The 26063-nt window shown below is 42.7% G+C and carries 25 protein-coding genes and 1 tRNA gene; 20 read left to right on the forward strand and 6 right to left on the reverse strand.

Translation table 11 applies throughout. The features are described 5' to 3' along the window. The gene (gene mazG / locus GCWU000325_RS04470) at window positions 1-810 is read right to left on the reverse strand and encodes a nucleoside triphosphate pyrophosphohydrolase (protein ID WP_006254980.1); all 810 of its coding nucleotides are present in this window, start codon (window positions 808-810) and stop codon (window positions 1-3) included. A gap of 763 nt (window positions 811-1573) precedes the next feature. Between mazG and rplM the strand changes: the two genes are divergently transcribed. The 8 genes from rplM to GCWU000325_RS04510 all read left to right on the forward strand — a co-directional run bounded on the left by rplM (window position 1574) and on the right by GCWU000325_RS04510 (window position 10195). After that, a complete protein-coding gene (gene rplM, locus GCWU000325_RS04475) occupies window positions 1574-2035 on the forward strand; it encodes a 50S ribosomal protein L13 (RefSeq protein ID WP_006254981.1) in 462 nt (153 codons plus the stop codon). Between the two features lie 8 nt (window positions 2036-2043). Continuing rightward, window positions 2044-2430 (forward strand): 30S ribosomal protein S9, encoded by a 387-nt coding sequence (gene rpsI, locus GCWU000325_RS04480; protein ID WP_006254982.1) that lies wholly within the window; start codon window positions 2044-2046, stop codon window positions 2428-2430. Window positions 2431-2602: 172 nt separating this feature from the next. Beyond that, complete coding sequence (gene rpsB, locus GCWU000325_RS04485) at window positions 2603-3439, forward strand: 30S ribosomal protein S2 (RefSeq protein WP_006254983.1); 837 nt, start codon at window positions 2603-2605, stop codon at window positions 3437-3439. Window positions 3440-3473: 34 nt separating this feature from the next. Beyond that, window positions 3474-4298 (forward strand): translation elongation factor Ts, encoded by an 825-nt coding sequence (gene tsf, locus GCWU000325_RS04490; RefSeq protein ID WP_006254984.1) that lies wholly within the window; start codon window positions 3474-3476, stop codon window positions 4296-4298. 149 nt (window positions 4299-4447) lie between these two features. After that, window positions 4448-4999: a DUF151 domain-containing protein gene (locus GCWU000325_RS04495; protein WP_169303818.1), complete on the forward strand. Its 552-nt coding sequence runs from the start codon at window positions 4448-4450 to the stop codon at window positions 4997-4999. Beyond that, entirely contained in the window at window positions 4996-5763 is a 768-nt protein-coding gene (locus GCWU000325_RS04500; protein ID WP_006254986.1) for a 16S rRNA (uracil(1498)-N(3))-methyltransferase, read from the forward strand. The genes GCWU000325_RS04495 and GCWU000325_RS04500 overlap by 4 nt, the downstream gene beginning before the upstream one ends. 30 nt (window positions 5764-5793) lie before the next feature. Next, complete coding sequence (locus GCWU000325_RS04505; protein ID WP_006254987.1) at window positions 5794-7287, forward strand: RapZ C-terminal domain-containing protein; 1494 nt, start codon at window positions 5794-5796, stop codon at window positions 7285-7287. A gap of 526 nt (window positions 7288-7813) precedes the next feature. Next, on the forward strand, window positions 7814-10195 hold the full coding sequence (locus tag GCWU000325_RS04510; protein ID WP_006254989.1) for a TonB-dependent receptor: 2382 nt from the start codon (window positions 7814-7816) through the stop codon (window positions 10193-10195). Between the two features lie 16 nt (window positions 10196-10211). Here GCWU000325_RS04510 and GCWU000325_RS04515 read toward each other — a convergent pair whose 3' ends face one another. Further along, entirely contained in the window at window positions 10212-11423 is a 1212-nt protein-coding gene (locus GCWU000325_RS04515) for a sensor histidine kinase (protein WP_006254990.1), read from the reverse strand. Beyond that, window positions 11410-12024 (reverse strand): ribosome biogenesis GTP-binding protein YihA/YsxC, encoded by a 615-nt coding sequence (gene yihA, locus GCWU000325_RS04520; RefSeq protein WP_006254991.1) that lies wholly within the window; start codon window positions 12022-12024, stop codon window positions 11410-11412. The genes GCWU000325_RS04515 and yihA overlap by 14 nt, the downstream gene beginning before the upstream one ends. Before the next feature lie 65 nt (window positions 12025-12089). Between yihA and recR the strand changes: the two genes are divergently transcribed. Genes recR through GCWU000325_RS04540 form a run of 4 tightly spaced genes read left to right on the forward strand, consistent with a single transcriptional unit; the run spans window position 12090 to window position 14803 of the window. Then, window positions 12090-12701 (forward strand): recombination mediator RecR, encoded by a 612-nt coding sequence (gene recR / locus GCWU000325_RS04525; RefSeq protein ID WP_006254992.1) that lies wholly within the window; start codon window positions 12090-12092, stop codon window positions 12699-12701. Between the two features lie 6 nt (window positions 12702-12707). Next, window positions 12708-13160, forward strand: coding sequence for a hypothetical protein (locus tag GCWU000325_RS04530; RefSeq protein WP_006254993.1), 453 nt, complete (start codon window positions 12708-12710; stop codon window positions 13158-13160). Next, entirely contained in the window at window positions 13157-14284 is a 1128-nt protein-coding gene (locus tag GCWU000325_RS04535) for a glycosyltransferase family 2 protein (RefSeq protein WP_006254994.1), read from the forward strand. The genes GCWU000325_RS04530 and GCWU000325_RS04535 overlap by 4 nt, the downstream gene beginning before the upstream one ends. Window positions 14285-14299: 15 nt before the next feature. After that, window positions 14300-14803: a GNAT family N-acetyltransferase gene (locus GCWU000325_RS04540; protein WP_006254995.1), complete on the forward strand. Its 504-nt coding sequence runs from the start codon at window positions 14300-14302 to the stop codon at window positions 14801-14803. 472 nt (window positions 14804-15275) lie between these two features. Here the strand turns inward: GCWU000325_RS04540 and GCWU000325_RS04545 are convergent. From GCWU000325_RS04545 to GCWU000325_RS04555, 3 genes are all read right to left on the reverse strand, one after another. Continuing rightward, window positions 15276-15350: transfer RNA gene (locus GCWU000325_RS04545), tRNA-Pro, on the reverse strand. Between the two features lie 43 nt (window positions 15351-15393). Continuing rightward, the gene (locus GCWU000325_RS04550) at window positions 15394-16650 is read right to left on the reverse strand and encodes an ABC transporter permease (RefSeq protein WP_006254997.1); all 1257 of its coding nucleotides are present in this window, start codon (window positions 16648-16650) and stop codon (window positions 15394-15396) included. Window positions 16651-16674: 24 nt separating this feature from the next. Further along, window positions 16675-17874 carry a pyridoxal phosphate-dependent aminotransferase gene (locus tag GCWU000325_RS04555; protein WP_006254998.1) on the reverse strand — a complete coding sequence of 400 codons (1200 nt, stop codon included), beginning with the start codon at window positions 17872-17874 and terminating at the stop codon, window positions 16675-16677. A 347-nt stretch (window positions 17875-18221) separates the two neighbouring features. Here GCWU000325_RS04555 and GCWU000325_RS04560 point away from each other — a divergent pair, with 347 nt between their 5' ends. The 8 genes from GCWU000325_RS04560 (at window position 18222) to GCWU000325_RS04590 (ending at window position 26057) form a co-directional block, all read left to right on the forward strand. Continuing rightward, window positions 18222-18674 carry a YceD family protein gene (locus tag GCWU000325_RS04560; RefSeq protein ID WP_169303819.1) on the forward strand — a complete coding sequence of 151 codons (453 nt, stop codon included), beginning with the start codon at window positions 18222-18224 and terminating at the stop codon, window positions 18672-18674. A gap of 20 nt (window positions 18675-18694) precedes the next feature. After that, window positions 18695-18883 (forward strand): 50S ribosomal protein L32, encoded by a 189-nt coding sequence (gene rpmF, locus GCWU000325_RS11380; RefSeq protein WP_083787971.1) that lies wholly within the window; start codon window positions 18695-18697, stop codon window positions 18881-18883. Window positions 18884-18984: 101 nt separating this feature from the next. After that, complete coding sequence (locus GCWU000325_RS04565; RefSeq protein WP_006255000.1) at window positions 18985-19977, forward strand: beta-ketoacyl-ACP synthase III; 993 nt, start codon at window positions 18985-18987, stop codon at window positions 19975-19977. A gap of 56 nt (window positions 19978-20033) precedes the next feature. Continuing rightward, complete coding sequence (gene era / locus GCWU000325_RS04570) at window positions 20034-20918, forward strand: GTPase Era (protein WP_040598916.1); 885 nt, start codon at window positions 20034-20036, stop codon at window positions 20916-20918. A 26-nt stretch (window positions 20919-20944) separates the two neighbouring features. Further along, the gene (der, locus tag GCWU000325_RS04575) at window positions 20945-22258 is read left to right on the forward strand and encodes a ribosome biogenesis GTPase Der (RefSeq protein WP_006255002.1); all 1314 of its coding nucleotides are present in this window, start codon (window positions 20945-20947) and stop codon (window positions 22256-22258) included. A 14-nt stretch (window positions 22259-22272) separates the two neighbouring features. Next, window positions 22273-22671: a hypothetical protein gene (locus GCWU000325_RS04580; RefSeq protein ID WP_040598917.1), complete on the forward strand. Its 399-nt coding sequence runs from the start codon at window positions 22273-22275 to the stop codon at window positions 22669-22671. A gap of 669 nt (window positions 22672-23340) precedes the next feature. Beyond that, entirely contained in the window at window positions 23341-24225 is an 885-nt protein-coding gene (gene rfbA, locus GCWU000325_RS04585; RefSeq protein ID WP_006255004.1) for a glucose-1-phosphate thymidylyltransferase RfbA, read from the forward strand. Beyond that, window positions 24222-26057 (forward strand): hypothetical protein, encoded by a 1836-nt coding sequence (locus GCWU000325_RS04590; RefSeq protein ID WP_006255005.1) that lies wholly within the window; start codon window positions 24222-24224, stop codon window positions 26055-26057. Before rfbA ends, GCWU000325_RS04590 begins: the two co-directional genes overlap by 4 nt. The last annotated feature ends 6 nt before the right edge of the window (window positions 26058-26063 follow it).

Here is a 26063-nt window from a genome sequence, read left to right on the forward strand (position 1 = left end):
TTACTTTTGTTCTGAAGCCTTCGCTTCATCCCAGAACTGGTCCATTTCTTGAAGAGTCATCTCTTTCAAGTTACGCCCTTGTTCTTTTACGCGTTGTTCAAGATAATTAAAGCGGCGTATAAATTTCCGATTCGTCTGCTCCAGCGCATTATCCGGATTGATATGGTAAAGGCGGGCAGCATTGATAAGGCTGAACATCACGTCGCCAAACTCGGCAGTGGCTTTTTCTTTCGAGAGTTTTTCGGCTCTCATTTCAGCCTCAAACTCTTGAATCTCTTCTTTCACCTTAGTCCAAACCTGTTCTTTTTCATCCCAATCAAAACCTACGCCGCGCGCCTTGTCTTGAATGCGATAAGCTTTGATGAGCGTCGGCAGCGACTCGGGAACGCCGCCCAGAACAGTCTTATTTCCTTCTTTCTCCTGCGTCTTTAGTTGCTCCCATTGCGCTTTTACCTGCTCCGAAGATGTGACTTGTGTAAGCACACCATCTTTTGGCGGATAAACATGGGGATGACGATAAATCAGTTTGTCGCATACAGCATTACATACGTCTGCAATATCAAACTGCTTCGACTCCTCTCCGATTTTAGAATAGAAGACTATGTGCATAATAATATCCCCTAACTCTTCACGAATATCAGCCATATTACCACCCAATATCGCTTCTGAAAGCTCATAGGTTTCTTCGATCGTATTAGGACGCAAACTTTGAATCGTCTGCTTATGATCCCAAGGACATTTCTCGCGCAACGTATCCATTACGTCCAATAGGCGCTCAAAAGCCCTCAATTTTTCTGTAGTTGTATGCATAACTAAAATTTATTACTGTATGCGTTTGACTAACTTTTACGCCATTTTTATATCTAATGAGAGATAAAAAGCAATACACATCTCGGTTAATCAGCACTCTAATATGAGTTTCATGGGCAAAGGTAGCAATAAATCTTCACCTATTTATTGTATGATTTCTTTTATTTAAATAAAATCGAACGCGTTCGACACATAAAAAGCATACAAACGCCCTATTTTTTAAGCGAAAAACGCGATCGAGCCTTGTCGCCTCGTGAGTGTAAACTTGTACCCTCACGATAGTACAAGTTTACGCTCGTGAAAGAACAATCGTACGCTCACGAGCGTACAACACAAAAATCAGCTTAAAGCACAACAGGCTCCATACTTTCGATATTTTACTTTAAGCTTTCAGATATACGACTCAACATGCCATATACTTAGTAATAGACTTTAAAAGTAATCACTCATCAGCCAGAAAGATAATTCCGACTTTTAGCGTCTTATTTATACGCTACACAACTTCATATTGGCCGCCTTGCGTATCATATTTCGAGCTGTTCTTTCCTAAAAACAGCGATATAAATCGCTCTGTCCTAAAAAGAAACGCAAAAAACTTTGTAGGTTAGTCCAAAATGCCTACTTTTGCAGGCCGATTATTATCTGCGGCGTAAAAAACGCTGCAAAACTGTTGGTTAAGAAAGGGCTACCTTTGGCCGGGTAATGGATCTTTCGAGACAAACAGCCGAAAATTTAGTAGTAATACAATTAAAACAAACGAAGAGTGGACACTTTAAGTTACAAGACCATTTCTGCAAACAAAGAGACTGCGAATAAGGAATGGGTCGTAGTAGATGCTACAGACCAGATTCTTGGCCGTCTCAGCTCAAAGGTTGCCAAACTGCTTCGCGGCAAGTACAAACCAAACTTTACGCCGCACGTAGATTGTGGTGACAACGTGATCATCATAAATGCCGACAAGGTTAAGTTGACCGGCAATAAGATGACAGATCGTATTTATTATTCTTATACGGGTTATCCCGGCGGCCAACGCGAACAAACGCCGGCTTCAATCTTGGCTAAACCCAATGGTGCTGAAAGACTTTTGCTGCGTACGGTAAAAGGTATGCTCCCTAAGAATCGCCTTGGTGCACAATTGCTTAAGAATCTCCACGTCTATGAAGGCGCAGAACACAAGCACGAAGCACAATCTCCGAAGGTGATTGATATTAACCAGTATAAATAAGAAAGAATATGGATATGATCAATGCAACAGGCCGCCGCAAAAGCGCCGTAGCACGTGTATTCTTGACCGAAGGTACGGGTAAGATTACAATTAATAAAAGAGACCTGACGGAATACTTCCCCTCGCCTATTCTTCAGTACGTGGTAAAACAACCACTTCAACTGTTGGGCGCAACAGAGAAGTATGACATCAAAGTAAATATTGATGGCGGTGGCTTCACAGGCCAAAGTCAAGCGTTGCGCTTAGCGATTGCACGCGCATTGGTGAAGATCAATGCCGAAGACAAGAAAGCGCTCCGCGCAGAAGGCTTCATCACTCGCGATTCTCGCGTTGTTGAACGTAAAAAACCGGGACGCCCCAAAGCACGCCGTCGCTTCCAATTCAGCAAACGTTAATATACGCTTTGCTCTGCCGAACATTCTTCTTAAGAGTAGCTTCGCAAAGCAAAATATATGGTTTGCTATTGGTGCACGTTTAGCATCTAAACTCTTGGGATGCGTATCGCCTACTCAGGAGCTGGTTGCTTAAAGCAATTACAAACAGAAAGTAAACGAACAAAACAAAATTATGTCAAGAACAACTTTTGACCAACTTTTAGAGGCTGGCTGTCATTTTGGCCACCTCAAGCGCAAATGGAATCCCGCAATGGCTCCTTACATCTTTATGGAGCGCAACGGTATTCATATTATCGACTTGCACAAAACTGTAGCAAAGATTGATGAGGCAGCAGAAGCCCTCAAGCAAATTGCAAAGTCAGGCAAGCGCATCCTCTTCGTTTCTACTAAAAAACAGGCAAAAGATATCGTTGCTGAGAAAGCAGCTGCAGTAAATATGCCTTATGTTACGGAACGTTGGCCGGGCGGTATGCTTACCAACTTCCCGACAATCCGCAAGGCGGTTAAGAAAATGGCCAACATCGATAAGCTTACAGCCGATGGAACTTTCTCTAACCTCTCTAAGCGTGAAATCCTCCAAATCTCTCGCCAACGTGCTAAACTCGAAAAGAACTTTGGTTCTATCGCAGACTTAACACGTCTTCCTGCAGCCCTCTTCATTGTAGACGTAATGAAAGAGCACATTGCAGTAAAAGAAGCTCATCGTTTGGATATTCCTGTCTTCGGCATTGTTGATACGAACTCAGACCCCAACTCTGTTGATCACGTTATTCCTGCAAACGATGATGCTAAACAAAGCATTGAAGTAATCCTTGACGCTTGCTGCGCAGCTATCGCAGAAGGCTTAGAAGAGCGCAAAGCAGAAAAGGTAGATCAGGAAGCGAAAGAAGTTGAAGAGAAAGCTCCTCGCAAACGTACAACTCGTGCTCGCAAAGAGAAAAGCGAAGAAGGCGTAGAAGCAGAATCTGCAACAACACCAGAAACGGAGGAAGCGCCTAAAGCGGAATAATCCACAATTATAATCCTCAATTATTGATTTACTCATGGAAGTAACAATTGAAGACATCAAGAAACTACGCACCTTGACCGGAGCAGGCCTTGGTGATTGCAAGAAAGCCTTAGCTGAAGCTAATGGCGATATGGACACGGCTGTTGAAATCATCCGCAAACGCGGCCAAGCGATTGCGGCAAAACGCTCTGATCGCGAAGCATCTAATGGCTGCGTATTAGTTAAAGCTGTAGAAGGCTTCGGAGCAATGATTGCTTTGAAATGCGAGACAGACTTTGTGGCTGCCAACAAAGATTTCGTAGCACTTACGCAAAGCATTTTAGATCTTGCAGTCGCAAACAAGTGCAAGAGCCTTGAAGAAGTTGAAGCACTACATTTGAATGATAAAGGAACAGTAAAAGATGCTGTAACCAATCAGTCTGGTATTACGGGTGAAAAAATGGAGCTTGATGGCTACTTTGTTTTAGAAGGAGAGCACATTTATACCTACAATCACCAAGCAAAGAACATTCTTTGCACAATGGTACAACTTAATAAGGCTGCAGAGGAGCAAGGACACGCATTGACAATGCAAATTGCAGCAATGAATCCTGTAAGTGTGGATAAGGACGATGTTCCTGAAGAAATCCGTGCTGAAGAATTCAAGATTGCCATTGAGAAAACGCGTGAAGAAGGTAAACCTGAAAATCTTGTAGAGCGCATTGCAGAAGGCCGTATGAATGCTTTCTACAAAGAAGCAACGCTTCTCAATCAAGATTTTATTCAAGATAGCAAGATTACGGTTCGCCAATATCTGCAGCAAGCAGATAAAGATTTGACAGCCGTAGCATTCTGCCGCTTCACATTGCGTGCTGAATAATTCAGAAGAGTAATTTCACTCCTTATAGACAAAGCAGTTTGTACAGAGTATGTACGAACTGCTTTTTTAGTATCTTCCTCTATATTATATAATATGGATTTCTACTTTTTAATCTTCTCTGCCTATCTTTGCAAAAAGAATTGATGAAGATGGATCCAGATTTTATCGAACTTCAAGCACAAGGTATAACCCAAGGAGCCACATTAAAGAGCGCCTATATTTTATTGTTCAAAGAAAAGGGTGGAAACAATCTCGTCCCGACCTTAATCAATAAAGAAGAAAAAGACATTATTGTAAGTGGACTACGCACTAATTTCTCATTTACAAGCGGTTTAATATCCTCCTTGTGCGGAGCTCTCAACTTCCAACTCCAATATCTTTTATTTAAAGTAAGCCCAGAGAGTTTGCTTACAGCACATTTATTTTTTCTCCAAGAAGGACTTCTTCACTCCATCAACGTTTCTATCACAGAAGGCTTGGCTGTTGCCATCGGGCAACACAAACCTATATACATTTACAAGAAAGATTTAATGTTTCTCGTCAATATCAACCCCAAAGAGGGCGTAATAAAATTTCCTCTCTCTTCAATGAATCTCCAACTCTTACAAGAAGCATTAGAGCAAGCCGTCCATAATGAAGAATACGAACTTGCCGATCAAATCAAAAAAGAGATCCAACGCCGAACTATAGCAGAAGAATGAAAGAGTTTCATGTTTTTTACGCGCCCGACATTGCGACAAACAAAGAGCTTCCACACGATGAAGCGCAACACATCACCAAAGTGTTACGCATGAAAGAGGGCGAAGAGATTATCATCACTGACGGGAAAGGCTCTTTTTACAAAGCCGCACTCTCCTTGGTTACCAATAAGCATTGTAGCGTCCAGTTATTATCCCAAGAGAGCGCACGCCCATTGTGGAAAAACAAATTAGAGATTGCCGTTGCGCCCACAAAGCACTTGGATAGAATGGAATGGTTTGTAGAAAAAGCCACAGAAATTGGTGTCGATCAAATAAATTTCGTCGCCTGCGAGTTTTCTGAACGCAAGCAAATCAAGATTGAGCGAATGAATCGTATAGCTATCAGTGCAATGAAGCAAAGTCATAAAGCTATTTTGCCTCAAATTCCCGAGATGATAACGTTCAATGCTTTCATCAATCGTCCATTCGAAGGTAAGAGATACATAGCCCATTGCTATAATATGGAAAATATCTGCGACGCCGATTCAAGTCCAACAAACGCAAGCACTTCTATACATTCTTCCGCCTTTCTTGGCCAACTACTCAAAGGCGAAGAGTCTACCCAAGTACTTATTGGCCCGGAAGGCGATTTCAGTATGCGAGAAGTAGAAGCCGCTATGGCAGCAGGATTTATCCCCGTATCGTTAGGCAACAGCCGCCTACGTACAGAGACGGCAGCCTTGGTGGCTGTCCATTTAATGAATTTGGCCAACAGCACCCAATAAAAGAGTCATAACGCTTTATCCCCTCCCCTTATGTTTTCTGAAAATACAACCATACTTCAACAATTATACAGCCAATGCTTCGCCGCGCCGCTTAAGACTATCATGCCATTAACCGGATCAGGCAGTAACCGCCAATATTTCCGATTAGTAGGTCAAGATACCCAAAGCTGCATCGGCGTAATCGGCGAATCGCGAAAAGAAAATGAGAGTTTCATCTACCTGACGCAGCATTTTACGAAAAAGTCCTTGCCCGTTCCGGAAATCTTGGCCGTATCTGAAGATCGAATGAGTTATTTACAAACAGACCTCGGAAGTAAGTCACTTTTCGAAGCACTGCGTACGGGTCGAGAAAGTCAAATAGGTTATACGACCAATCACATAGAACTGCTGAAAAAGACCATCTGCCTATTGCCCGCATTTCAGGTAAAGGGCATAGTCGATCTAAATACGGAGCGCCTGCTCCCCCCTACTCGTTTTGATGTCAAAGCAGCTATGTTTGATCTCTATTATTTCAAATATTGCTTTCTAAAAGTAGCCGGACTACCCTTTGATGAAATACAATTAGAAGCCGATTTACTCCAATTGGGCTCCGATTTAAATGACAACGAGCAGACAGGTTTTCTTTACCGCGACTTTCAAGCACGCAACGTTATGTTGGTAGATGGCAACCCTTACTTCATCGATTATCAAGGCGGGCGCGAAGGACCTTTAGAATACGACGTTGCCTCATTCTTATGGCAAGCATCGGCCCACTATGGAGCTGATTTGCGAACGATTTTGTTGGAAGAATATTTAAGTGTACTTGAGGAAATCACCGACATTGATAGGCAAAAATTCCTGCAACGTCTGGATCTTTTTGTCTTCTTTCGCACGCTTCAAGTATTGGGTGCTTATGGTTTACGAGGCTATGTAGAACATAAGCCCCACTTTCTTGCAAGTATTCCATTGGCCATCGCAAATCTCCGCGAAGCCTTGCAGAAAGGCGTAGCTGCTGCTTACCCTTATTTATCACAAACATTGGAAAAGTTGGTACAACTGCCCCAATTCCAACTCCCCACGCCCTCGCCGGAACCAGCAAAACAGTTGACAGTTAAGGTGCAAGCCCCCACACTGGTCGTGCGCATCTTTAGTTTTAGCTACAAGAAAGGCATACCGGAAGATACCAGCGGAAACGGAGGTGGCTATGTCTTCGATTGCCGCAGCACGCACAATCCGGGACGCTATGAACCCTACAAAAAGCTGACAGGACTTGACGCTCCCGTCATACGATTTCTGGAAACAAACGGCGAAATATTGCCCTTTCTGCAACACGTATATGCGTTGGCCGACTTCCACGTACAGCGTTATTTAGACCGCGGCTTCACCGCGCTTATGTTCTCCTTTGGTTGCACCGGTGGGCAGCATCGCAGCGTATATAGCGCCCAGCATTTGGCAGAACATCTTTCAGAAAAATTTGGTATAGAGATCATTTTACAACATAGAGAGCAAGCTATCACGCAACATTTTTCGGCAAAAGCCAAATAATGGCAAGTATTCGGAAGTTTGTCTCCTCTGATTTCAATGTGAGTTTTTAGCATTCCACGACGATAAGTCCCAAGTCTCGGCTACGCTGCTCGGAATTTTACGGCTACCATCACGATGGGACAGTTGTCCTTTCACGATAGTACAAACGTCCCTTCACGACAGTACAAACGTCCCTTCACGACAGTACAAACGTCCCTTCACGACAGTACAAGTTTACGTTCACGATGAAAATAAAGCAAGGCAAGACTTCAGCTGCTGATCATTAAATAATGGACAATAAAAAACGGATTTTAGAGGTTGTTCCTCATTCATTGTCTATGCGGAGCCCATCATTGTGAATTGAAAAGAGCCACATAAAGAGGTGAAAGTATGATGGGAGCATCGGTTCACGAAAATAAGTATTAAAAGAATAAGAACAAGGGCTATGGCATATCTGAACAGACACGTAATAATCGGGCTGTGCTCAAAGATAACTTCAACAGGGGTTTACACAATATAGCCCCCACTCTGCCGTTTTAGAAATAGTATGAAGCAACGTTACATTCTCAGCATATTTTTCTTGCTCCTTGCCATCTCTTCATCAGCTCAACGGACGAAGATTTTCGGCCTTGTCAAAGATGATGACGGACAACCTCTAGAGTTGGCCAACGTTCGCATTCTAGGAACAAGCATTCTGACTTCAACCAACTTAAAGGGTGAATATACGCTCTATTGTACTTCGCGCGACTCCGTAGTAGTCGTGTATTCACAGATAGGTTATGAAACGCGAAAGCGTCTGCTTCGCAATCCGGGCGATTCCATTCGGCTGGATATCGTATTGCCGGCATACGGAAATACGCTCAACACGGCTGTAGTCATAGGTCAAGCAAAGCAAACTACAACAGAGCAACGTATTAAATTGACAGACCAGACCACGATGCCGTCTACGACAGGAAACGGCGTAGAGGAAATCATCGCCACGCAAGCCGGCGTCTCTACGCATAATGAGTTGTCTTCTCAATATAACGTCCGCGGCGGTAGTTTTGACGAGAATGTCGTCTATTTGAACGGCTTAGAAATTTTCCGCCCAATGCTTGTGCGCTCCGGTCAGCAAGAAGGCCTCAGCGTGATCAATTCAGATATGGTCGAAAGGATAGGCTTCTCATCAGGAGGCTTTGAAGCGAGATATGGAGACAAGATGTCTTCCGTTTTAGACATTACTTATAAGCGCCCGACAGGTTTTGAAGGACGAGTAAACGGGAGTATGCTGGGTGGTGGCATCTACTTAGGCGGCGGCAATTCAAAGTTCAGCCTTATGACCTCGCTCCGCTATAAGACGACGCGCTACTTGCTGGGCTCTTTAGAGACTACCGGTGAGTATAACCCCAACTTTTTGGATTATCAGGCCTATCTTTCTTGGTCGCCCAACAGAAGATGGACGATAGATGTATTGGGCAATATCTCTGACAATCATTACAACTTTAAGCCAAAAGACCGCGAAACAAACTTTGGTACGATGAACAATGCTAAAAAGTTTAAGGTCTATTTTGATGGAGAAGAGAAAGATTATTTCCGCACGTTCTTTGGTGCTTTCTCGCTCACACGTCATTTTACGCCGGAAAGCTATTTGGCCTTACAACTCTCTTCTTTTTCCACACAAGAGCACGAAACGTATGACATTCAAGGGCAATATTGGCTCAATGAAGCGACAGGCGCGGAGCAATTAGGGGTCGGAACTTATATGGAACACGCCCGAAACAGACTAAGAGCCAGCGTTTTTAATGCCGGACTTCGCTTTCGCACAAAGTTTACCGGACATACACTACAAGCAGGCCTAAACTGGCAGTTTGAAAAAATAAAGGAGAATGCACGCGAATGGGAAATGCGCGACTCTATGGGCTACTCGCTCCCCCATACGCCCGATATGCTGCGCCTTATTTATAGTTTGCACTCAGCTAATGAAGTGCAGGGTAACAGACTTTCAGGCTTCCTGCAAGATAGTTGGCGATTCAAGAGTAAATTAGGCTTGTTTAATCTCACCTACGGCGTAAGATTAAGTCATTGGGATTGGAACAAGGAAACAACAATCTCGCCTCGCATCTCCATTGGGCTGCTTCCGGCGGCCAACGATCATTGGACATTGCGATTTGCCACGGGCTTCTATTATCAACCGCCATTCTACAAAGAATTAAGAGATACGACGTTGGTCAACGGCATTGCCAAGGTTCATCTAAATAGATCTATTAGATCGCAAAGGTCTATCCATTTCGTCCTTGGAGGAGATTATACTTTCCGCCTGCTTGATCGCCCGTTTAAGTTTACAGCCGAACTTTATTATAAAGCGCTCTCCAACTTAAACCCATACAGCGTTGACAACATAAGAGTAGTCTATTATGGTCGTAACATGGCATCCGGTTATGCAGCAGGCTTAGATCTGAAATTATATGGCGAGTTTGTACCCGGCACAGATAGTTGGTTGTCGGTTTCTTTAATGCAAACCAAAGAAAAAATTGCAGGCGTATGGTTACCTCGTCCAACGAGTCAGCGCTACAATGTCTCACTTTATTTCACAGATTTCTTCCCTGGGAGTACGCGCTGGAGAAGTACGCTAAAATTAGCCTTTGCGGATGGACTGCCTTTCGGCCCTCCGCATACGGATCGCTCACAACAAACGTTCCGAGCACCTGCTTATAAACGCGTAGACTTGGGCGTGAGCTATCGTTTAATTAACAACGAAGACCACCATCTCACGCGAGGCTTGGGAAGAATGATAAAGAATGCGTGGTTAGGCGTTGATGCCTTTAATCTATTAGGAATTCAAAATATCAATTCTTACTTTTGGGTTACGGATATTACAAACACACAATATGCCGTCCCCAACTTCTTAACCGGAAGACAGATCAATTTCCGTTTTTCGATAGACTTTTAATGGTGATTATCTGTACTCAACTTCTATCTATAAGTTGTATGCAGAATGTAGTGCCTTGACCAAGCTCACTACTCTTTACGAAGATTTTCCCGCGATGGTACTCCTCAATAATACGCTTGGCCAGCGAGAGGCCAAGCCCCCATCCGCGGCGTTTAGTTGTGAAACCAGGCTTAAAAACATTCTTAAAGTTTTTCTTAGCAATGCCCTTTCCGGTATCGGAAACCAATATTGTAATTCGCTTATCACGTTCTGTTACACCAATATTAATCTCCCCAACACCAGACATCGCATCAATAGCGTTCTTACAAAGGTTCTCAATGACCCATTCAAAAAGCGGAGCGTTGATTTTCGCACACATCACAGATGCAGAAAAAGACGTCTGGAGCTTAACTTTTTGCGACGTTCGCTTACCGATGTAACTGAGTACACGTAAAACAACTTCGTTTAGATTCTCCCGCGTCATCTCTGGCGCAGAACCAATCTTAGAAAAGCGTTCAGCAATCAATTGAAGCCGCTGAATGTCCTTATCCATCTCAGGAATCAAGGGGTCGTCGGGATAACTCTCACGCAAAATAATGCTGCCAGCCATTAAAGACGAGATAGGCGTACCCAATTGGTGCGCAGTTTCTCTCGAAAGGCCAACCCAAACCTTATTTTGTTCTGCTCTCTTCGAACTTAATAAGGCTAAAATAGCAACAACTATAAATAAAGCCACAACGCCTAACTGAACATAGGGATACGTGGCTAGACGCTTCAACATCAAAGAAGGTTCATAACAGATTTCAATTTTATTATCCGCCGCCTCATCTTCAGAAAGCTTCATCTCCATACATAATCCCGACGACTTCATTTTGTGAGCACGCAACAGCAGATCTTTAGTAATTGTTTTGTAACTCTTGCTCTGCACATCAGATAAGACATTTTCCAAACTATCTTGGGGAATCCCAATGTTTCGTGCTGCTAAGACGCGCCCTTGTCCATCCAAAACAATAACAGGAATCGTATTATTCCCATTGAGAACACGCAAAACTAAATTTAAATCGGTGTTTTCATCAGCACGCGTTAACGATCGCATTGCCTCTGCCCACACTTCCATCTTAGCTGTTTCTTCCCGAGTCAAATCCTTTATTAAGATATTGCTTACAACAAGTGAAAGAGCAGCAATAATTAAAGCGGCAACGATAAGTGCAGCCTTAACGGCACGCATATTCAAATTAAATCGCTTCATCTTGTTGGAGCGAGCCATTAATCTGCTCAATGTAATTAAGAATATCTTCTCTTCCTAATTTACTGGTTGAACTGGAGATAAAGTAAGGTGGGAGTTCTTCCCACTCCTCCTTTAACGTTGCCAAGAAGCCTTGGACATTAGACTTTAAGACTCCCCTCTTATTCTTATCCGCCTTGGTAAAGATAATAGAAAAAGGTACGCCAGCTTCGCCTAAAAAGCGAATGAATTCAAGATCTATTGTCTGCGGCCTGAGCCGAGAGTCTATTAGCACAAACAAGTTTGTGAGTTGCTCGCGGCGAGTCACATAACGCTCAATCATCTTGCGCAATTCTTCGCGCTCCTTCTTGCTGCGTTTCGCAAAACCATAACCAGGCAAGTCTACCAAAAACCATTCATCATTTATAATAAAGTGATTGATGAGCAACGTCTTTCCCGGAGTTGACGAAGTCTTAGCTAATGCGGACCGTCCTGTCAACATATTAATCAGGCTACTCTTTCCCACATTACTTCTACCAATAAAAGCATATTCAGGAATCATTGTAGCAGGACATTGATCCAAGCGCGCGCTGCTTATCTTAAATTCAGCTGTGTTAATCTTCATTTCTTGACTGTTTGTAATGCAAAAATAATGAATTTTCCTAACTTTGCCATTCCAACTCTGACTGAATGAACGAACAATATCCTTCAAAACATTTAGAACGGGCACTAAATGAATTTACCAAACTACCGGGTATCGGGAGGCGAACGGCATTGCGATTAGTCCTTCATCTGCTAAAACAAGATAAGGCCTACGTAAATTCCTTTGCCGAAAGCCTTATTGCAGTCAAAGAAAAGATCCATTATTGCAACATATGCCACAACATCTCCGACACCGATATTTGCGAGATTTGTGCCAGCCCGCTACGCGATCAATCTGTCGTATGTGTAGTAGAAAACATATCAGGCGTATTAAGCATTGAGAATACAGGCGCCTTTCGCGGACTCTATCATGTTTTGGGCGGCGTTATATCTCCTATGGATGGCGTTGGGCCTTCTGATCTTGAAATAGATAGTTTGATTGACCGAGTAGCAAGTGGAGAGGTAAAAGAGATTATTTTTGCACTAAACCCGACAATGGAGGGTGACACCACAATCTTTTTTATTCAGCGTAAACTCGCACAATATAACGTCAAGCTTACGACCTTGGCGCGCGGTGTTAGCGTTGGAGAGGAGTTGGAATATACTGACGAAATCACATTAGGACGTTCTATCACTGAGCGTATAGAAATCAAGCAATAACAAGAAATGAATAATCGAATGCAGCCTGATGCTACATCCCCATACTTCGTTTTTCAAAAGCGAGGCATCTTTTGCCTTTGGATAGTCATTATCATCTACGTTGCTTTATCTGAAGCAGAAATATTTCCGACGAGTTTTCTTGGGAAAAGTGCTGAGACAAAATATTTTTCAGACATCATTTCCATCGTAACTGCTATTGGCGGCTCCTTTTTGGCTTATTCCCTGCCCTCTTGGAAAAGAGTTGCAGCCATTTTAGGGCAGCCTACGACAGCACAGAGCAAGAAAAAGCAAGCAAAATGGATAAGTCTGCGATTATTCCTTTTATGCCTCGCAACGCTACCCAGCATTTTTTGCTACTACAGTATCTCTTTTACAGGCACATCGCTTTATAGCTTTTTTATTGCTGTAGTGGCTAGCATTCTTTGCTTTCCATTCAAATCAAAAGACTCTGAGCAATGACTTTATCCATCATCATTGTCAACTACAATGTAAAGTATTATTTGGAACAATGTCTGCATTCTGTGTGGAAAGCAGTAGAAGGCATCGACAATGAAGTCTTTGTCGTAGACAATGCGTCCAAAGATGACTCAGTGGCGTACTTGAAAACCAAATTTCCACAACAGCAATACCCACACCTCCATATCATTGCCAATCGTCATAATCTTGGTTTTGGGAAAGCAAACAACCTTGCGCTAAAAAAAGCAACCGGCGAATTTATACTTTTCCTCAACCCTGACACGATACTAACTGAACACACGCTACACGACTGCATTGTTTTTGCTCGCACGCGTCCCAATTTAGGAGGCTTAGGCGTAAAAATGCTGCGCGACAATGGAGAGTTTGCTTTGGAATCTCGGCGAAGTCTTCCTACGCCTTGGACCTCGTTTTGCAAGATCACGGGCTTAGCTACCTTGTTTCCAAAATCCAAGCTATTTGGCAAATATAATCTGCGTTTTCAGTCGGAAGACGAAAGTTCGCAGATTGATATTATATCGGGAGCCTTCTTGTTTGCAAAACACGAAGTGTTGAAAAAAACGGGCGGATTCGACGAACAATTTTTTATGTACGGAGAAGACATCGACCTCTCTTACCGAATACTCAAAGCCGGCTATAAAAACTACTATCTGCCCACGCCCATTTTACACTATAAAGGCGAAAGTACGCACAAAAATTCTTTCCGCTACGTTCACGTTTTCTACGAGGCGATGCTTATCTTCTTCCGCAAGCACTACCGCCACTATAGTTTGTTATTGAGCATCCCCATTATGGCAGCCATTATCTTGAGCGCCTGCCTCTCACTCGTATCTCGCCAGTTGCGACGCTTTAAGCGTTTTCTCTTTCCCAAGCCTTCAAATGCTGAAGAACGCTGCTACTATAATGGGACTCACTTGGATGATTTCCTTCGACTCAATATGCCGCTAACAGAAGACGCCTCCAAAGCCCTATACTTTGTTTACGATACGGCAGATCTCTCATATGATGAAATACTGTCCCGTTTAAGCAACTCTGATCACAAGCATTATTTAGGAACGTTCTTCCCGAAAGAGAAAATTCTCATTACAGCCGGCGACGTCTTCCATTAAACAAGCTAAAAGCCTATGTTGCAGTTAAGAGCATTAGAGCCTGAAGATTTAGAGTTTCTATATACGATAGAAAACGATCCGAGTCTATGGGAGGTTACGTCTGCTTGCGGCCCTTATTCTCGCTATGCACTCAAGCAATATCTTGCAGCACAGCCCTCATCTATTTACGAAAACAATCAACTAAGGCTGATTGCAACAAAAGAAGATGGGCGCGCGATAGGCACAGTAGACCTATTTGACTTTTCGCCTACTGACAGGAGAGCTGAAATCGGACTCGCCATTTTGAAAGACGAGCGCGGGAAAGGTTTTGGTCAGGAAATGCTACAACAAGCAACGGAGTATGCACGGCGTTTTCTCAACATTCATCAGCTCGTGGCGCACATTTCGCTCTGTAGCAACAAGCGCTCTCTGCAGGCCTTCCGACAATGCGGCTTCGAAGACCTTGTCATTTTAACCGATTGGCACTTTTGCAATGGTTTGTTTGAGGACGTTGTGTTAGTCAGAAAATTTTTACGGTAGCCAGACTTTTAGTTACATCATTGCCACCTAAATCTTAACTCTACCCTTTCATTACTTTTCTAAGCAATACCGAGTAGCTCATCGCAAATTTGGTTGTGAGCAAACGCAAGTCTACGCATCTGTGAGAATTACAACATTTTCTACGCTATCATCGTGAAAGGACATTTGTACGCTCACGATGGTATAGGTGTACACTCACGATAAAAAGCTCGTACCATCGTGAAAGGACAAAGAAGAAGACAGAGTTGGGCGCGTAATATTAAAAAAGTGAGACTCGAAAGGTCAAGACGAAAGCGTCAGAATAACAGAAAAGGTGATAAAAAGAAAGGTGATGTGATACAAAAACTCGACCGTAGCACATCCAATATGATGAGCAAAACGCCCATGGCACAATCTAAAAATTAAGGTAAAAGAAAAAGCTTGCAAATTTCAAGACTACATCTTCAAACTTACGAGCTTCTATTTCCAAACGTCGGGGTGAAAGGATTCGAACCTTCGACCCCCTGCTCCCAAAGCAGGTGCGCTAACCGGACTGCGCTACACCCCGTTTGTTCGTTTCGGCTGCAAAGATAATATTTTATTTTTAAACATCAATCAAACTTGATAGCTTTTGCAGGCTGAATGCGAGAAATAATAAAACTTGGTACGACTAAGGCTGCCAAAGTTATGATGAAAGTGGATATATTCAGCAAGAGTATGTACCACCAATTCAGACTTATAGGCACCGTACTGACGTAATAGGTCTCAGGATTGAGTTGTACCCACCCAAAATGTTGCTGAAGCAAAACTAAAGCCAAACCGATAACATTGCCAATTACTAATCCGCGAAGAATAATAAAGGCGGCGTAATACAAAAATGTATTGCGCATTCGCGTATTGGAAGATCCTAATGCCTTCAAAAGGCCAATTGTAGAGGTACGCTCCAAAATTAAGATGAGCAAACCACTGACCATCGAGAAGCCGGCTACGAGCGTAACGAGCACTAATATGACCCAAATGTTTACGTCTAAAAGCGTCAGCCAATTAAAAACAGAAGCGGTCCGCGGATTTTCTTTTATGGACATCACGGCATAGGATGCGCCATTTTTATCTTTGCGACCATTAACCAAACGCCCTACGCGCCGAGTGGCTTGATCTAAAGCGGAAAAATCTTTTACCCGCAACTCTAAACCGCTACTCTGATCCGGCTGCCAATCATTTAAACGATTGACAACAGCTTTTCCTGTCAGTGCAAATGAGCGGTCGAACTGCTTCATATTGGTGTTGTATATGCCTACAATCTTAAAGCGCCTCATTTTAATGGTGTTCTCAAAAAAATAGGCATAAACCAGATCTCCAACGTGCAGATTCAACAAATCGGACTGCGTTCGAGAGATGGCAATTTCGTTTGTAGACTTTGTCGCACTGAATTTTGGGAGATGACCGGCTACTAAGCAGCGCTTTAGAAACGAAACGTCATAGTCTTCACCCAAACCTTTCAACACGACAGCCTGAAAGTCGTTGGTTGTCTTCAAGATGCCTTGCTTTTCAGAAAAGCGTTGCAAATGAGCAATCTCAGGCAATTGTTGCAGTTTCTGAACAATTTCACCTTCTGTGACAACCGGATAACTTTCGGGAGACGCTAAAGCGTTAGTATCGAAAACTTCCAAATGAGACCCAAATCCGGTAAGCCTATAGCTGATTTCAGACTTGAAACCAAGCACAACGCAAACGGAGACAATCATTACAGCCAGCCCCACTGCGATGCCGGAAGTTGCCACGATAATGGCCGGCGTGGATGCACGATTTTTCTGCTGCCGATCTCCGGCGGAGAAAAAGCGTTTAGCCAGAAATAATGATAGGTTCATTTGGAAGTTTTCTGCAAGTCGTTCTTACTTCTTCTTACCGGGATATGCCTCGAGCGCCTTGCGCAATACGAGCAATGCGCGCTGCATATCTTCGATCTTGAGAACGTAAGCGATGCGCACCTCATCGCGGCCTAAGCCCGGCGTAATGTAGAAGCCTTCTGCAGGCGCCATCATCACAGTCTGGCCTTCATAGCTGAAATCCGTGAGACACCATGCGCAGAAGTCTGATGCGTCTTCAACCGGCAGGCGTGCGATGGTATAAAATGCGCCCATAGGCATTGGTGAATAAACACCGGGAATTGCATTTAAGCCCTCAATCAAACAATCGCGGCGCTTCAAGTACTCATCATAGCAAGATGTGATGTACTCTTGCCCGGCTTCGATAGATGCTTCTGCTACAATCTGCCCCAAAAGAGGAGGAGACAAACGTGCTTGACAGAACTTCATCGCTGCCTTGCGGACAGCTTCATTACGCGTCACAAATGCACCGATACGGATACCGCACTCGCTGTAGCGCTTTGAAACAGAGTCGATCAGAATTACGTTTTGCTCAAGTCCCTCTAAATGACAAGCGGAAATATAGGGAGAACCTGCATAAATGAATTCACGATATACTTCGTCGGAGATCAAATAAAGATTGTGCTTCTTGACCATCTCACGAATCTGATTCATTTCTTCAGGCGTATAAAGTCCACCCGTCGGATTGTTAGGATTGCAGATCAAAATAGCTTTTGTGTGCTCATTGATCAGCTTTTCAAACTCCTCAACTTTCGGCAAGGCGAATCCATCATCAATAGAAGTGCTAACCGTACGTACCTTTGCGCCAGCTGCAATAGCAAACGATTTATAGTTGGCGTAAGTTGGCTCTGTCGTAATGACTTCGTCACCCGGATTGAGACAAACCATAAATGCGAGCTGCACAGCTTCTGATCCACCCGTAGTAATGATAATGTCGTCAGTCGTCAGGTTGATGTTGTAAGTCTTGTAATAGTCTACTAGACGCTTACGATAGCTCAAAAAGCCTTGACTTGGACTGTATTCGAGCGTTTGACGAGTTACGTGCTTTAAAGCTTCAAGGCCTACTTCAGGTGTAGGTAAATCGGGTTGTCCGATGTTAAGATGAAAGACGTGTACGCCTTTAGCCTTGGCTGCATCAGCCAAAGGAGCCAATTTGCGAATCGGCGATTGCGGCATCTCTTCCGCACGATGTGAAATTTCTAGCATAATCAGAGGTTAAGAATAATACTGCAAAAGTAATACTTGGCGAGTGATAAGCCAACAAATTCCAGTGTATTTTTCGACCTTTCTCAATAGTTCTTCACGATTTAACAGCTATTTTTCAGGAATAAGCGGAAAGACTATAGAAACCAAACAACTTTGAGAGGATGAATCTAAGATTTACCAGTCTCTTTACGCCATCGCAAATCTAAACAAATACGCCCTTATGCACTCACTTCAAGCAAAGAGTCTCTTTTTTTCAATTAAATATGCGCGGGAGAAATCCTATTTTGTATAAATATACGATGCTTTCTTTTGCCTTTCATATGAATTGCACTAAATTTGCACCCGCTATGGCTAATTTAGAAAATCTCCAGATTGACTTAAAAAGAGCAACAACAGCCAACGAGTCTTTTGATTTAAGCTTAGACGATCATTTTTTTCAACAACTTGAACAAGAAGAAATATCAGGAGGCTCGATTCGCGTAAAGTGTTCTATAAAGCAATTTACTGAAGATACTTTCCAATTAAATTTCGACATAGCAGGAGAAGTCGAAGTGCTTTGTGATCGCTGTTTAGATGCTGTGCGTCTCCCAGTGGCGATCAGAGATCATTGCTTTGTAAGCTACGGAGAGGAAAATGAAAACCTTGACATAAAATGTATCTCACCATCAGAAAGGATTTATGACTTGTCTTGGGACATTTATGAGCTGATCGAAACTTCACTCCCCATCGAACGTAAACATCCACAAGGGCTGTGTAATGAAGATATGCTTAGTAGATTCCAAATAGAAAATGAAGAATAACAACTAAAATACAATTAACAATGGCACATCCTAAAAGAAGACAATCCAAGACGAGAACTCTGAAGCGCAGAACACACGACAAGGCAGTTGCCCCGACAATGGCGATCTGCCCGAACTGCGGAGGTTGGCACATTTATCACACGGTATGCCCTACTTGTGGCCATTATCGTGGCAAGCTTGCCATCGAAAAGGAGACCGTAACGGAATAATCTCTCTTATCCCGCGAGGTGCAATTTACAAGATGCGATTCAAATATGACTCGTAGCTTGTAAATTGTATCTCGCTTTTGTTATTCATTAAACTCCTTTTTATGATTAATGCAGCAATAACAGGCGTAGGAGGGTATGTACCCGAATACATATTAAATAATGACGAACTTTCTAAGCTGGTAGACACAAGCGACGAATGGATTATGGCGCGTGTCGGAATCAAAGAAAGACGTATCTTAAATGAAGAAGGACTTGGAACGAGCTATATGGCTCGCAAGGCTGTGAAGCAACTTCTCGAAAAGACGGGTACAGATCCTAAAGAAGTTGACGCGCTGCTTGTAGCATCTATTACGCCAGACTTCCATTTCCCCTCAACATCTTCTATTTTGGTGGGAAAATTGGGAATGACCAATGCACACGCGATCGACACGCAAGCGGCTTGCTGCGGATTCCTCTTTACGATGGATCAAGCTGCCTGTATGATACAAAGCGGACGCTATAAGAAGATAATTGTTTGTGCTGCTGAAAAGCTATCCGGCATTGTTGATTATACGGATCGCGCTACGTGTGCACTCTTCGGCGATGGTGCTGCTGCAGTGTTGGTTGAGCCAACTGAAGAAGACTTAGGGTGGAAAGATTCTCTATTAAGAACTGACGGAAAAGGTCTTCCTTTCCTCTGTCTGAAAGGTGGTGGATCAGTATGTCCTCCTTCTTACCACTCTTTGGAGCATCGTATGCATTATTTGCATCAAGAAGGACGAACCGTGTTCAAATATGCTGTAACTGATATGAGTGAGGTTAGTGCAAAATTAGCAGAGCGTAATAATCTGACTAATGAAAATCTTGATTATGTCATACCTCACCAAGCAAATATCCGCATTATTGAGGCTGTAGCAAATCGCTTAGAAGTGCCGATGGAAAAAGTTTTGATAAACATCCAGCGTTATGGCAACACTTCAAGCGCAACAATCCCCTTGGTATTATGGGATTTTGAAAAGCAACTACGCAAGGGCGACAAATTACTTCTAACGGCTTTCGGAGCAGGATTCACATACGGATCAGCCTATCTAAAATGGGCGTACGATCCGGCATAATGCAGCAGCTTCGATCTTTTGCTCTCTGTTATACAACTTTATAGAAAATAGCAACTATTGTGAAATCAGGTTTTGTAAATATTGTAGGTAATCCGAACGTCGGGAAGTCTACACTGATGAACTTATTTGTGGGTGAACGCATTTCTATTGCGACCTTTAAGGCGCAAACAACGCGCCACCGGATCTTAGGTATCGTCAATAAACCCGATGCGCAAATCATATTTTCTGATACGCCAGGCGTTTTAAAGCCCAATTATAAGATGCAAAAGGCAATGCTTACATTCTCTGAATCTGCATTGACTGATGCCGACATCTTATTATATGTAACAGACGTTATTGAAGATCAAGAAAAGAATAAAGAATTTCTTGAGAAGGTCGCAGTAGCAAACGTCCCGGTCTTGGTTTTGATTAACAAAATTGACCTTTCATCCCAAAAAGAAGTAGAACAGCTGATAAAGCAATGGCAAGAACGCTTACCGAAGGCAGAAATTATTCCACTTTCAGCCAAGGCAAAGTTTAATACAGATACGGTCTTGCAACGCATTGAAGCACTCTTGCCAGAAGGGCCGGCTTATTTTGAAAAAGACCAGTGGACAGATAAGTCTGCACGCTTCTTCGTTACAGAAATTATTCGCGAAAAGATTCTGCTTTATTACGCTAAAGAGATCCCTTATTCCGTTGAAGTTGTCGTCGAACTCTTTAAAGAAGACGCAAAAAAGATTCATATCAATGCTGTGATCTATGTAGAGCGTGAGAGCCAAAAGGGCATCATCATCGGGCACAAAGGTATAGCTTTGAAGAAAGTGTCAACGGAAGCTCGAAAGGCCTTAGAGCGCTTCTTCAACAAGAGCATTTATTTGGAAGTCTTTGTAAAAGTCAACAAAGACTGGCGCAACAACGAACGCGCGTTGGAAGGATTTGGATATAAACTGAAGGACTAAACATCCACACTCTTAAAAGAACAGAAATGAACAAACTTGTAGCAATAGTAGGCCGTCCGAATGTCGGAAAGTCGACGCTTTTTAATCGCTTGACCGGCACGCGGCAAGCTATTGTCAGCGAAGAGGCCGGCACAACCAGAGATAGACAATACGGCAAATGCGAATGGGGCGGACAAATCTTCTCTATTGTAGATACTGGTGGATGGGTGGTCAACTCCGACGATATTTTTGAAGGCGAAATACGAAAACAAGTATTGGTTGCTACAGAAGAGGCCGACCTGATTCTTTTTCTCGTAGATAATCAAACAGGCATTACGGACTTGGATGAAGACGTTGCTATGATTCTCCGTCAAGCCAACATCCCGGTTATTTTGTGCGCAAACAAAATCGAGAATAACATTGATCGATATAATGCGTCTGAATTCTATAAATTGGGTTTAGGAGAGCCAAACTGCCTTTCAGCAATCACTGGAAGCGGAACCGGAGACTTACTCGACACAATTATAGAACGCCTTGGGGCGGATCAAACGGAAGAAGAAGAGAATAACATTCCCCACTTTGCTATCGTAGGACGCCCCAATGCAGGAAAGAGCAGCTTAATTAACGCCTTTATCGGCGAAGAACGCAATATTGTGACCGACATAGCAGGCACAACGCGCGATTCGATCCTTACACGTTATGACAAATTTGGCTTTGACTTTTATTTAGTCGACACAGCCGGCATTCGCAAGAAAGGAAAAGTCAATGAAGATTTGGAATTTTATTCTGTAATGCGCTCTATTCGCGCCATTGAACACTCCGATGTTTGCATCCTACTCATCGATGCTACACGAGGCATTGAAAGTCAGGATATGAATATCTTCAAAGTCATTCAGAAGAACAACAAAAGTCTTGTCGTAGCCATCAATAAATGGGATATAGCAGAGAATAAATCTCAAGAAGCTATCAAACATTTTATAGAAGTGATCAAAAGCCGTATGGCTCCATTCGATGATTTCCCTATTGTGTTCTGTTCTGCATTGACAAAACAGCGCATCTATAAAGTATTGGAAACGGCTAAAGAAGTTTACGTTCAGCGAAAGATGCATATCAACACATCTAAGCTCAATGAGGAACTACTCCCACTGATCGAAGCCTATCCTCCACCCTCTATCAAGGGAAAATTCATCAAAATAAAATACTGCAGCCAACTTCCGGATACGCAAATTCCGTCTTTTGTTTTCTATGCTAATTTGCCGCAATACGTAAAAGACCCGTACAAGCGTTTTCTTGAAAATAAGATCAGAGAGAAATGGAACTTTTCCGGTACGCCAATCAACATTTTCATTCGTCAAAAATAAGACGAAGGCTCGGATTGCTACTGGCTACATCTGTTTTACTTATCAGTGTTGCTTGCAGCAAAAAAGCTTCTCCCGAAAACCGTCCGACTCCTCCTCCGCCAACAACGGAAGAGGTGATGGCTCTTTACGACCTATATCGCCAAGGCAATTATCAAGCTTGCGTAGAAGCTATGGCTTCTTGCGAAGGAAAACCAGCCACTTACCGTAAAGAGATGGAGTGGATGCTAAAGCAGCACGCAGACAACAAGAAAAAGGAAACTGGCGGCATAACCCAAGCGACATTGAGTCGTATAACGCTTCACGATAATGGGAATATGGCGAACATATTCTTAAATATCACTTATAAGGACAATACGACGGAAGAAATTATTTGGCAAATGGTCTACGTACACGACAAATGGTGTCTACGATAACTATTCTTTCAAAGCCTTTCGTAGATCTATATAAAAATAATTACTGCTCGAGAAACGACAAACTTGCGTTTTTCGAGCAGTATTGTATATAATAATCTCCCCTATCTATAAGAATCAAGTTGTTTGATCAAGAATTAGGGCCATCTCATCTTCTATTTTTTATCCATATATCTCACAAGAGTAAATACAAATAAATTCTTATAGAACAATTACTTAATAAAAATATTTCGACAATTATTATTTCACGATTTGAACAAAAAAACTTCTGATCAACCTTCTTTTTCTCACAACAATCGTTTGACAGATGATCAACGTCTAACTTTATGACATTTCGTTTGCTGCCACCAAACTATCGTTTGGCGGCGGCAAACGATAGTTTGATCCCAGCAAACCATTGTTTGGTGGGGCCAAACGAAACTCACCTATAGATAAAGGATACGTTGGTATCGTTTATCCTTCAAAAAAATAAGAGAAAAAGAGTTCACTATGCGATATGAGCAAAACATCCAGCCTCTTCATTATAAATAGTAACAGCTATACTCTCTTTACTTCAAACATACCCAATAGTTAGTAAAACCTACCATTCGGATAAAAACAGATCGTTGTTCGTTTCTTATCCCAACTTTAATCGTTAACTTCGCAAAAGAAATAAATTTAAGCACTAAGACTATGAAAGGTATCGTACTAGCCGGTGGAAGCGGGACGCGTCTCTACCCAATTACAAAGGGAACAAGCAAACAAATGCTTCCTATCTACGACAAACCTATGGTTTACTACCCCATCTCGGTTCTTATGTTAGCCGGAATCAGAGATATTCTAATTATTTCAACCCCTCAAGACCTCCCAGGCTTTAAGAGGTTATTGGGAGATGGATCCGACTATGGCGTAAACTTTGAGTACGCCGAACAACCCTCGCCCGACGGATTGGCACAGGCCTTTATTATCGGCGAGGAGTTTATTGGCGATGATAGCGTCTGCCTTATTCTTGGCGATAATATCTTCCAAGGCAACGGCTTTAGCGAGATGCTTCGACAAAGCGTCAAAATTGCGGAAGAGGAAAAGCGCGCTACGGTCTTCGGTTATCGCGTAAACGACCCCGAAAGATACGGCGTAGTAGAATTTGACCCGCAGGGACGCTGCATCAGTATTGAAGAAAAACCAGCACAACCGAAATCCAACTATGCCGTTGTGGGGCTTTATTTCTACCCCAACAAAGTTGTCGACGTTGCCAAGAGAATTAAGCCTTCAGCAAGAGGGGAATTGGAAATCACAACAGTGAACGAATGCTTCTTGAAAGACAATGAACTCAACGTAATGACGCTTGGGAGAGGCTTTGCTTGGCTTGATACAGGAACTCACGAAAGCTTAAGTGAAGCATCCACCTTCATTGAAGTAATGGAGAAAAGAACGGGGTTAAAAATTGCCTGCTTGGAAGGTATCGCTTTTGAACAAAATTGGATCACAACTGACCGCCTGGCAGCAATAGCTGAACCTATGCGTAAAAATCAATATGGTCAGTACCTATTAAAACTAATTGACGAATCGAAAAAATGAATCTAAGGTTCAGACTGATCATACTTTCTATAAGCAGCCTGCTTATCTTGGGTCAAATGAAGGCCCAAGGTAAGCAGCAATTGCCTCATCGAGAGAAATACGTCAGAGTGAGTGACTTCGGGAAGCTTCCAACTGGTGCTCGATATTTGATCGGTGTAAAAAATGAGGACAACAAGATCTACTTCCTTTCATCCATAGCCTACAAGATAGGCAAAGGAGGAAAACTCACAGCAACCTTAACTGAACATATAGAGAACGATACGGTGTTTTCTCCGACCCCTGAAATTTGCTGGCAGATTGAAGAAAAAGAGAAAAAAGCACAATGGTGTATCACGTCAATTAAGGAAGAAAAATACCTTAACTACAACAACAAGGATCAAACCGGCGTCTACTTAGATTCTAAGCGAGTATATTGGGATCTGACACTCTTGGGGGAAGGACAAATAAAGTTATCAAATACAGTAGGACATAGTACGCGCCACCTAGGCTTTAACCCTATACAAGGTGAGAACAACGGCTATTTTGGCAATTACAAAACTTGCCAAAGCGACACTTTGCTTATCTTTATGCACGACTTGACGCTAAGTGAAAAAAAAGGAGAACTACAATTGCCCGCAGATAGTGATTGCATTGCCTTCTTAGCCGACACATTAATTGATGGTCGACTACCACAAAGTGAGTACTTGCTATCAGATGGTCGAGTGGCTGCAGATGGTTTTGATACTTGGACATATCTGACTGCATCTCAAAAGGCCTTTTACCTGCAATCTCTCTCGTCTGCATACCTACGCCACGATTTAAGTCAAGGAGAAAAGCAACTTTGGTACTATTGGAATGGGCTGATTTCGACAAGTGAAGATACGCCACGCTGCCTTGTATGGGATAAAAAACAGGGGCAGTTGACTGTTGTCGACCCTTATGAAGCAGAAGTCTCGTCATTTATTCCTATTTATTTTGCTGCAGTTGCGGATACTATGAGAGAAGATTTTCAACATGGTATCAAAACTTTATCTGGTGGCTGGAGTGCTCAACGCTTAGCTGAATTAGATTGGCAGGATGTGCGAGCTTTGGACCTAAGAAATGCTACGCTACCAGCACGGCCTTTGACCTTTAAGTATCTACCTTCAAAGGCAAACAAGCCGATTTACATTAGCAAAACAGAAAAAGAAGTCGTGCCTGAAACTTGGCCTTTTGTAATTGCAGAAAACTTGCTACTTAAGGATGTTTATTTGCAAGATAAAGAGCCGATTTATGTTCCTTATTCTTTCAACTTAGATGGCCAAACAATTACTTATGAGCGCGAGATGATTGATGGCAATTGGGAGACTTTGTGTTTACCCTTCACTGTCGATGATTGGTCCAAGTCTTTTGATGTGCAAGAACTGGTTAAAATCACGCAAAATGGAACTAAGTTAGATTTAGGTTTTGACAAAGCCCAAAAGATCCAAGCCAACCAGCCTGTAATCTTAAGGGGAAAAGGCAAACTTAAGTTACAGGCTCGCGAAGGTCTCGTTGTCACGCAAGAGGCAGAAGGAATCTTTAGAGGCAATTACGACAGTAAAGACATTAACCAAGCCTATTTGCTCAGCAACGACGGAAATACTTTTGTAAATGCAGCATCAGGAAGCCATTTAAGTCCATTCCGCGCCTACATCCTATTAGATAAGGATTACAAAACGATTGACGTAAAATACAATATAATAACGCAGATTCGCCCACAACAAGTCATTAGTCGAGATAAAATTTTATATTCCATCGACGGCATTAGACAATTGTCTACAAAACGGCAGGGCATTTACATCGTTGATGGTCAAAAGATCATCATAAAATAAAGTTTT

This window comes from Alloprevotella tannerae ATCC 51259, from assembly GCF_000159995.1.
Taxonomy (GTDB): domain Bacteria; phylum Bacteroidota; class Bacteroidia; order Bacteroidales; family Bacteroidaceae; genus Alloprevotella; species Alloprevotella tannerae.